General features: G+C 60.3%; 8 protein-coding genes. 6 read left to right on the top strand and 2 right to left on the bottom strand.

Going from position 1 to position 6,810, the window contains the following annotated elements:
- Positions 1-80: 80 nt before the first annotated feature.
- Entirely contained in the window at positions 81-452 is a 372-nt protein-coding gene (locus ACRESD_RS15790) for a DUF4870 domain-containing protein (protein ID WP_431751775.1), read from the bottom strand.
- Positions 453-476: 24 nt separating this feature from the next.
- Entirely contained in the window at positions 477-1,199 is a 723-nt protein-coding gene (gene rph / locus ACRESD_RS15785) for a ribonuclease PH (RefSeq protein ID WP_431751774.1), read from the bottom strand.
- 186 nt (positions 1,200-1,385) lie between these two features.
- On the opposite strand from rph, the gene ACRESD_RS15780 reads away from it, so the two are divergent.
- The 6 genes from ACRESD_RS15780 (at position 1,386) to ACRESD_RS15755 (ending at position 6,698) form a co-directional block, all read left to right on the top strand.
- A complete protein-coding gene (locus ACRESD_RS15780; RefSeq protein ID WP_431751773.1) occupies positions 1,386-2,249 on the top strand; it encodes a YicC/YloC family endoribonuclease in 864 nt (287 codons plus the stop codon).
- A gap of 10 nt (positions 2,250-2,259) precedes the next feature.
- Positions 2,260-2,880, top strand: a complete 621-nt coding sequence (gene gmk / locus ACRESD_RS15775; RefSeq protein WP_033901130.1) for a guanylate kinase — start codon at positions 2,260-2,262, stop codon at positions 2,878-2,880.
- A 167-nt stretch (positions 2,881-3,047) separates the two neighbouring features.
- Positions 3,048-3,311: a DNA-directed RNA polymerase subunit omega gene (gene rpoZ / locus ACRESD_RS15770; protein WP_003195508.1), complete on the top strand. Its 264-nt coding sequence runs from the start codon at positions 3,048-3,050 to the stop codon at positions 3,309-3,311.
- Between the two features lie 60 nt (positions 3,312-3,371).
- Positions 3,372-5,477, top strand: a complete 2,106-nt coding sequence (gene spoT, locus ACRESD_RS15765; protein WP_431751772.1) for a bifunctional GTP diphosphokinase/guanosine-3',5'-bis pyrophosphate 3'-pyrophosphohydrolase — start codon at positions 3,372-3,374, stop codon at positions 5,475-5,477.
- 38 nt (positions 5,478-5,515) lie between these two features.
- Positions 5,516-5,896 carry a RidA family protein gene (locus ACRESD_RS15760; protein ID WP_003176922.1) on the top strand — a complete coding sequence of 127 codons (381 nt, stop codon included), beginning with the start codon at positions 5,516-5,518 and terminating at the stop codon, positions 5,894-5,896.
- Positions 5,897-5,954: 58 nt separating this feature from the next.
- Entirely contained in the window at positions 5,955-6,698 is a 744-nt protein-coding gene (locus ACRESD_RS15755) for a hypothetical protein (RefSeq protein WP_431751771.1), read from the top strand.
- Positions 6,699-6,810 lie beyond the last annotated feature (112 nt).

Genomic DNA, 6,810 nt, shown 5'->3' with positions numbered 1-6,810 from the left:
CGACTGGACACTGACCATCTGAGGTCTTTTCCCAGGCACAAAAAAACCGACATTGCTGTCGGTTTTTTTGTGGGTGCTCATTATTTGATCACGCGCCAGGTCAAGGGGTAGCGGTAGGCGATTCCCTTGTTGGCCTTGATCGCACCGATGATCGTCAGCGCCACACCGGCGATGGCCAACGCCGTCATCAGGAAAAACCCAATGACCGCGAAGGCCAGCACAATGCAGACAATCCACGCGATGGCCACGGTGATCTGGAAGTTCAAGGCTTCCTTGCCCTGATCATCAATGAACGGGTCCACTTCCTTCTTCATCTGCCACAGGATCAGCGGCCCCACGACGCTGCCGAAGGGGAACACAAACCCCAGAAACGCCGCGAGATGGCACAACATCGCGCTCTGGCGCACTTCGTAGGAAGGCGTAGGCACAGGCATCTGGCTGTTGTCATTCATGGCGCTTCTCCTTGAGGCGGGTACTCAGTCAGCCAGTGCGGCGGTCTGCAGTTCGAAGATTTCGGTCATGCCTTTCTGGGCCAGGGCCAGCATGGCATTCAGTTCGGCCGGCTGGAACGGCGCGCCTTCGGCGGTGCCCTGCACTTCGATGAAACCACCGGTGCTGGTCATCACCACGTTCAGGTCAGTCTCGGCAGCCGAGTCCTCCAAGTAGTCCAGGTCCAGCACCGGCTCGCCCTGGTACATGCCTACCGACACGGCGGCGATCATCTGCTTGAGCGGGTCGCCACCCTTGAGGCCGCCACGCTTCTTGATCACTTTCAGCGCATCGACCAGGGCCACCATGGCGCCGGTGATGGACGCGGTGCGGGTGCCGCCGTCGGCCTGGATCACGTCGCAGTCGACGTACAGGGTCACGTCGCCCAGCTTGGACATATCCAATGCTGCGCGCAGGGAACGACCGATCAGGCGCTGGATTTCCAGGGTACGACCGCCTTGCTTGCCACGGCTGGCTTCACGCTGGTTACGCTCGCCGGTAGCACGCGGCAGCATGCCGTACTCGGCGGTCAACCAACCCTGGCCCTGGCCCTTGAGGAAACGCGGCACGCCATTTTCGACGCTGACGGTGCAGATGACTTTGGTATCGCCAAACTCGACCAGTACAGATCCCTCGGCGTGTTTGGTGTAGTTGCGGGTGATGCGGATCGAGCGGAGCTGATCGGCAGCGCGACCACTTGGACGTTTCATAGGGAGACACCTGTACTGAGGACGAAAAACTGCCGAGCATTATAGAGCCGCGAGCCGATTCGGGGCACTGCTAAAAAATTCGGTTACGAATGGTCGGGTTTGGGCGCGCTCGCCCCACTGCGCTACAATCCTGCGCCTTCTTAACCATCAGCCCGTATTTGCGCGGCTGCAACGCGAGGTACCTCCATGGTGCACAGCATGACCGCCTTCGCCCGCGTCGAAAAAGCCGGCGTCCAAGGCACCCTGAGCTGGGAACTGCGCTCGGTCAACAGCCGCTACCTGGAGCCGCACCTGCGCTTGCCGGAATCGTTCCGCGACCTCGAAGGCGCCGTGCGCGAAGCACTGCGCCAAGGTATCTCCCGTGGCAAGTTGGAATGCACCCTGCGCTTTACCGAAGAAACCACCGGCAAGCCCTTGCAGGTCGACCGCGATCGCGCCGCACAACTGGTCGCTGCTGCAGAAACCATCGCTGGCCTGATCAAGCAGCCCGCCGCACTGAACCCACTGGAAGTGCTGGCCTGGCCCGGCGTACTGGTGGCCGACGCCACCGACCCGCAGGCCCTCAACGCCGAAGCCCTCGCCTTGTTCACCCAAGGCTTGAAGGAGCTCAAGGCCGGTCGCGAGCGCGAAGGTGCCGAACTGGCCCGCCTGATCAACGAGCGCCTGACTTCAATCGAAGAAGACGTAATCACCCTGCGCGAGCTGGTGCCGCAAATGCTCGCCACTCAGCGCCAAAAGGTGCTCGACCGCTTCACCGACATGAAGGCTGACCTCGACCCGACGCGCCTGGAGCAGGAAATGGTCCTGCTCGCCCAGAAAAGCGACGTCGCCGAAGAACTCGACCGCCTCAGCACCCACATCCTCGAAGTGCGCCGCGTACTCAAGTCCGCCGGTGCCGCCGGTCGGCGCCTGGACTTCTTGATGCAGGAACTCAACCGCGAAGCCAATACACTGGGTTCCAAGGCGTTTGATCCGCGCAGCACACAAGCGGCGGTCAACCTCAAAGTGTTGATCGAGCAGATGCGCGAACAAGTACAGAATATTGAGTAAGGCAACTTCCATGACCCACAGCACCGGCACCCTTTACATCATTTCCGCCCCTTCGGGCGCGGGCAAGAGCAGCCTGGTCAAGGCCCTGACCGACGCTGACGAGCAGATCCGCATTTCGGTCTCCCACACCACCCGCGCCATGCGTCCGGGCGAGGTGAACGGCGAGCACTATCACTTCGTCGAGCGCACCGAGTTCGTCAAGATGATCGAGCACGGTGACTTCCTGGAGCGCGCCGAAGTCTTCGGCAACCTCTACGGCACCTCGCAAAGCCATCTGCAGCAGACCCTGGACGAAGGCCACGACCTGATCCTGGAAATCGACTGGCAGGGCGCCGAACAAGTACGCAAGTTGATGCCCCAGGCGCGCTCGATCTTCATCCTGCCGCCATCCCTGGAAGCCTTGCACCAGCGCCTGACCAACCGTGGCCAGGACAGCGACGAAATCATCGAAGGCCGCATGCGTGAAGCCGTCAGCGAAATGAGCCACTACGTCGACTACGACTACCTGATCATCAACGACGATTTTGCCCACGCACTGGATGATCTGAAGGCGATTTTCCGCACCAATCAGCTCCAGCAAAAGCGCCAACAGCAGCGTTTCGGCAAATTGCTCGCCGAACTGCTCGGTTGATTGGCTCTTCCCAAAACCGCCGCAAGCGCTTTACATTGGCACTTGTAGCGGTTTTGCGAGGGCCTGCGAAAAATCAGCGCTTCCCTAAACGCTGGTGATTTTTTAAACTGTTTAGTCCGCTCGCCCAACCGGGCAGCGCGCATCTTGCATTCGCTCCGAGGAATACCATGGCCCGCGTAACCGTTGAAGACTGCCTAGAACACGTGGATAACCGCTTTGAGCTGGTCATGCTCTCTACCAAGCGTGCCCGTCAACTGGCCACTGGCGGCAAAGAGCCCCTGGTCCAGTGGGAAAACGACAAGCCTACCGTTGTCGCCCTGCGTGAAATCGCCGAAGGCCTGATGAGCTACGAGTTCATCGCCAATGCTGAAATCGTTGAAGACGAACCGCTGTTTGCCGCGTTCGAAGGCGAGTCCAACGAGGACGTCTAAGCCTATGCCTGGTCGACGTAGCACGGCGCGGGGTCACAGCCAACGGCAGGAGTTCACACTTTGCCGAGCATAGACGCCCTCGCCGATCGCTTATCGGCCTACCTCGGCCCAGACCAGGTCAACCTGGTCCGCCGAGCGTATTTCTACGCCGAACAAGCTCACGACGGCCAACGCCGCCGTAGTGGCGAGGCGTATGTCACGCATCCTCTTGCAGTGGCAAATATTCTCGCTGACATGCACATGGACCATCAGAGCCTGATGGCTGCGATGCTGCATGACGTGATCGAAGATACCGGCATCGCCAAGGAAGCGCTCAGTGCGCAGTTTGGCGAAACCGTGGCCGAACTGGTCGATGGGGTCAGCAAACTGACCCAGATGAACTTCGAGACCAAGGCCGAAGCCCAGGCGGAAAACTTCCAGAAGATGGCCATGGCCATGGCTCGCGACATCCGGGTCATTCTGGTCAAGCTCGCCGACCGGCTCCACAACATGCGCACGCTGGAAGTGCTGTCCGGCGAAAAACGCCGGCGCATCGCCAAGGAAACCCTGGAAATCTACGCGCCCATCGCCAACCGGCTGGGCATGCACGCCATTCGTATCGAATTCGAAGACCTCGGCTTCAAGGCCATGCACCCGATGCGTTCGGCGCGCATCTACCAGGCGGTCAAGCGCGCCCGGGGCAACCGCAAGGAAATCGTCAACAAGATCGAAGAGTCCCTGAGCCATTGCCTGGCAATCGACGAAATCGAGGGCGAAGTCAGCGGCCGGCAGAAACACATCTACGGCATCTACAAGAAGATGCGCGGCAAGCGTCGGGCCTTCAACGAGATCATGGACGTGTACGCGTTCCGGATCATCGTCGACAAGGTCGACACCTGCTACCGCGTGCTGGGTGCTGTACATAATTTGTACAAACCCTTGCCGGGCCGCTTCAAGGATTACATCGCGATTCCCAAGGCCAACGGCTACCAGTCGCTACATACCACGCTGTTTGGTATGCATGGGGTGCCGATCGAGATCCAGATCCGCACCCGCGAAATGGAAGAAATGGCCAACAACGGCATCGCCGCCCATTGGCTGTACAAGTCCAGCGACGACGAGCAGCCCAAAGGCACCCATGCCCGTGCCCGCCAGTGGGTCAAAGGCGTGCTGGAAATGCAGCAACGGGCTGGCAACTCCTTGGAATTCATTGAAAGCGTGAAGATCGACCTGTTTCCGGACGAGGTCTACGTGTTCACGCCCAAAGGCCGGATCATGGAGCTGCCCAAAGGCTCCACGGCGGTCGACTTTGCCTACGCCGTGCACACCGACGTGGGTAACAGCTGCATTGCCTGTCGGATCAATCGCCGTCTCGCGCCGCTGTCCGAACCGCTGCAAAGCGGCTCCACGGTCGAGATCGTCAGCGCCCCGGGGGCCCGCCCGAACCCGGCATGGCTGAACTTCGTGGTCACCGGCAAGGCACGCACACACATTCGTCACGCCCTGAAACTGCAGCGCCGCTCCGAGTCCATCAGCCTGGGCGAACGCCTGCTGAACAAAGTGCTCAACGGTTTCGACAGCGCCTTGGACAAGATTCCTGCAGAGCGCGTGCAAGCGATGCTCCATGAATATCGCCAGGAAACCATCGAAGACCTGCTGGAAGATATCGGCCTGGGCAACCGCATGGCCTATGTGGTCGCCCGCCGCCTGCTAGGCGAAGGCGAACAGCTGCCAAGCCCCGAAGGCCCGCTGGCGATTCGCGGCACCGAGGGCCTGGTACTCAGCTACGCCAAGTGCTGCACGCCGATCCCGGGCGACCCGATTGTCGGCCATCTGTCCGCCGGCAAAGGCATGGTGGTGCACCTGGATAATTGCCGCAACATCACCGAAATCCGCCACAACCCGGAAAAATGCATCCAACTCTCGTGGGCCAAGGATGTCACCGGCGAATTCAACGTCGAGTTGCGGGTGGAACTGGAACACCAGCGCGGCTTGATCGCCCTGCTGGCCAGCAGCGTCAACGCCGCCGATGGCAATATCGAGAAAATCAGCATGGACGAGCGCGATGGCCGCATCAGCGTGGTCCAGTTGGTGGTCAGCGTTCACGACCGCGTACACCTGGCCCGCGTGATCAAGAAACTGCGCGCCCTGACCGGAGTGATCCGCATCACCCGCATGCGTGCCTAGCTTTTAGATAAGCCATGTTCTCTTACAAGGAGTCACAAATGACCAAGACCGTTATCACCAGCGACAAAGCCCCAGCCGCCATTGGCACTTACTCCCAGGCGATCAAGGCAGGCAACACCGTCTACATGTCCGGCCAGATCCCGCTGGACCCAAAGACCATGGAACTGGTTGAAGGCTTCGAAGCACAGACCGTTCAGGTCTTCGAAAACCTCAAGTCCGTCGCCGAGGCTGCCGGTGGTTCGTTCAAGGACATCGTCAAACTGAACATCTTCCTCACCGACCTGAGCCACTTCGCCAAGGTCAACGAGATCATGGGCAAGTACTTCGAACAACCGTACCCAGCCCGCGCCGCCATCGGCGTTGCCGCCCTGCCAAAGGGTGCACAGGTTGAGATGGACGCGATTCTGGTCATCGAGTAAAAAACACCCGGCGCAGCCTCCACAGGCTGCGCCGACTTCGTTTTAGAAGGATTTCGTAATGCGCAAAGCGCTTGTAGCCTCTTCGTTGCTAGCCCTGTTGTTGGGTGGCTGTGCCAGTAACCCTGCCGACCTGGATGTGGGCGGCACCTGGATCAACCAGGCCGCCATCAACGCGGCAGCCAAGGGCGGCCCTTTGCGTGAAGCGCTGCAGAGCAATGGCCCAAACCTCGAATGGGAGGTCAACACCAAGGCTCTGCAGGCGCGCTACTACAACGGTTTTGAAGTCGCTGAAGGCAAGTTGCTCGGCGAGAAGCCCGGCGCCTGGAGCGTCGACTTCTATGGCAGCACCGCCACCGAGCTCAAGCGCAAAGGCAAACAACTGCTGCAAGTGGCCAACGACAACGAGCCTGAACAGCTGTTCGCCCGCGCCAAGGATCCAGCCCCGGAAGGCGCGCCACTGGGTGCCAACTTCGAACGAGCGCTGTATGCAGCCTATATGGGCGGCGACTGGAAGATCACCGACGGCAACGGTAACGGCTCCACCGTACAGTTCCTGGCCAACGGCAAGGTCGCCGGCCTGCCTGGGGTCGACCAGTATTCGCTGTGCCTGGCGGGCGATTGCGCCTCGATGAGCGGCGGCTACGACAGCATCTGGCTACAGCTGAACGGCAAGGGCAACCCGTGGATTTTCGCGCGCAAGGGCAAGCAACTGGAAATCTTCCAGGCGGTGAACACTGCGCAGGCAGATGAAGTACCGCAGTTCACTCCCGGCCCTCGCCAGTGGCTGCTTGAAAAGCAGTAAGCCGCCATTACCGAGATCCAAATGTGGGAGGGGGCTTGCCCCCGATTGCGGAGTGACAGCCACCGTTAAATTGGCTGGTGCACAGCTATCGGGAGCAAGCCCCCTCCCACAT

The organism is Pseudomonas sp., assembly GCF_050739995.1.
Classification (GTDB): domain Bacteria; phylum Pseudomonadota; class Gammaproteobacteria; order Pseudomonadales; family Pseudomonadaceae; genus Aquipseudomonas.
The sequence above is the reverse complement of the archived record's forward strand: the minus strand, read 5'-3'. Positions and strand labels throughout refer to the sequence as shown.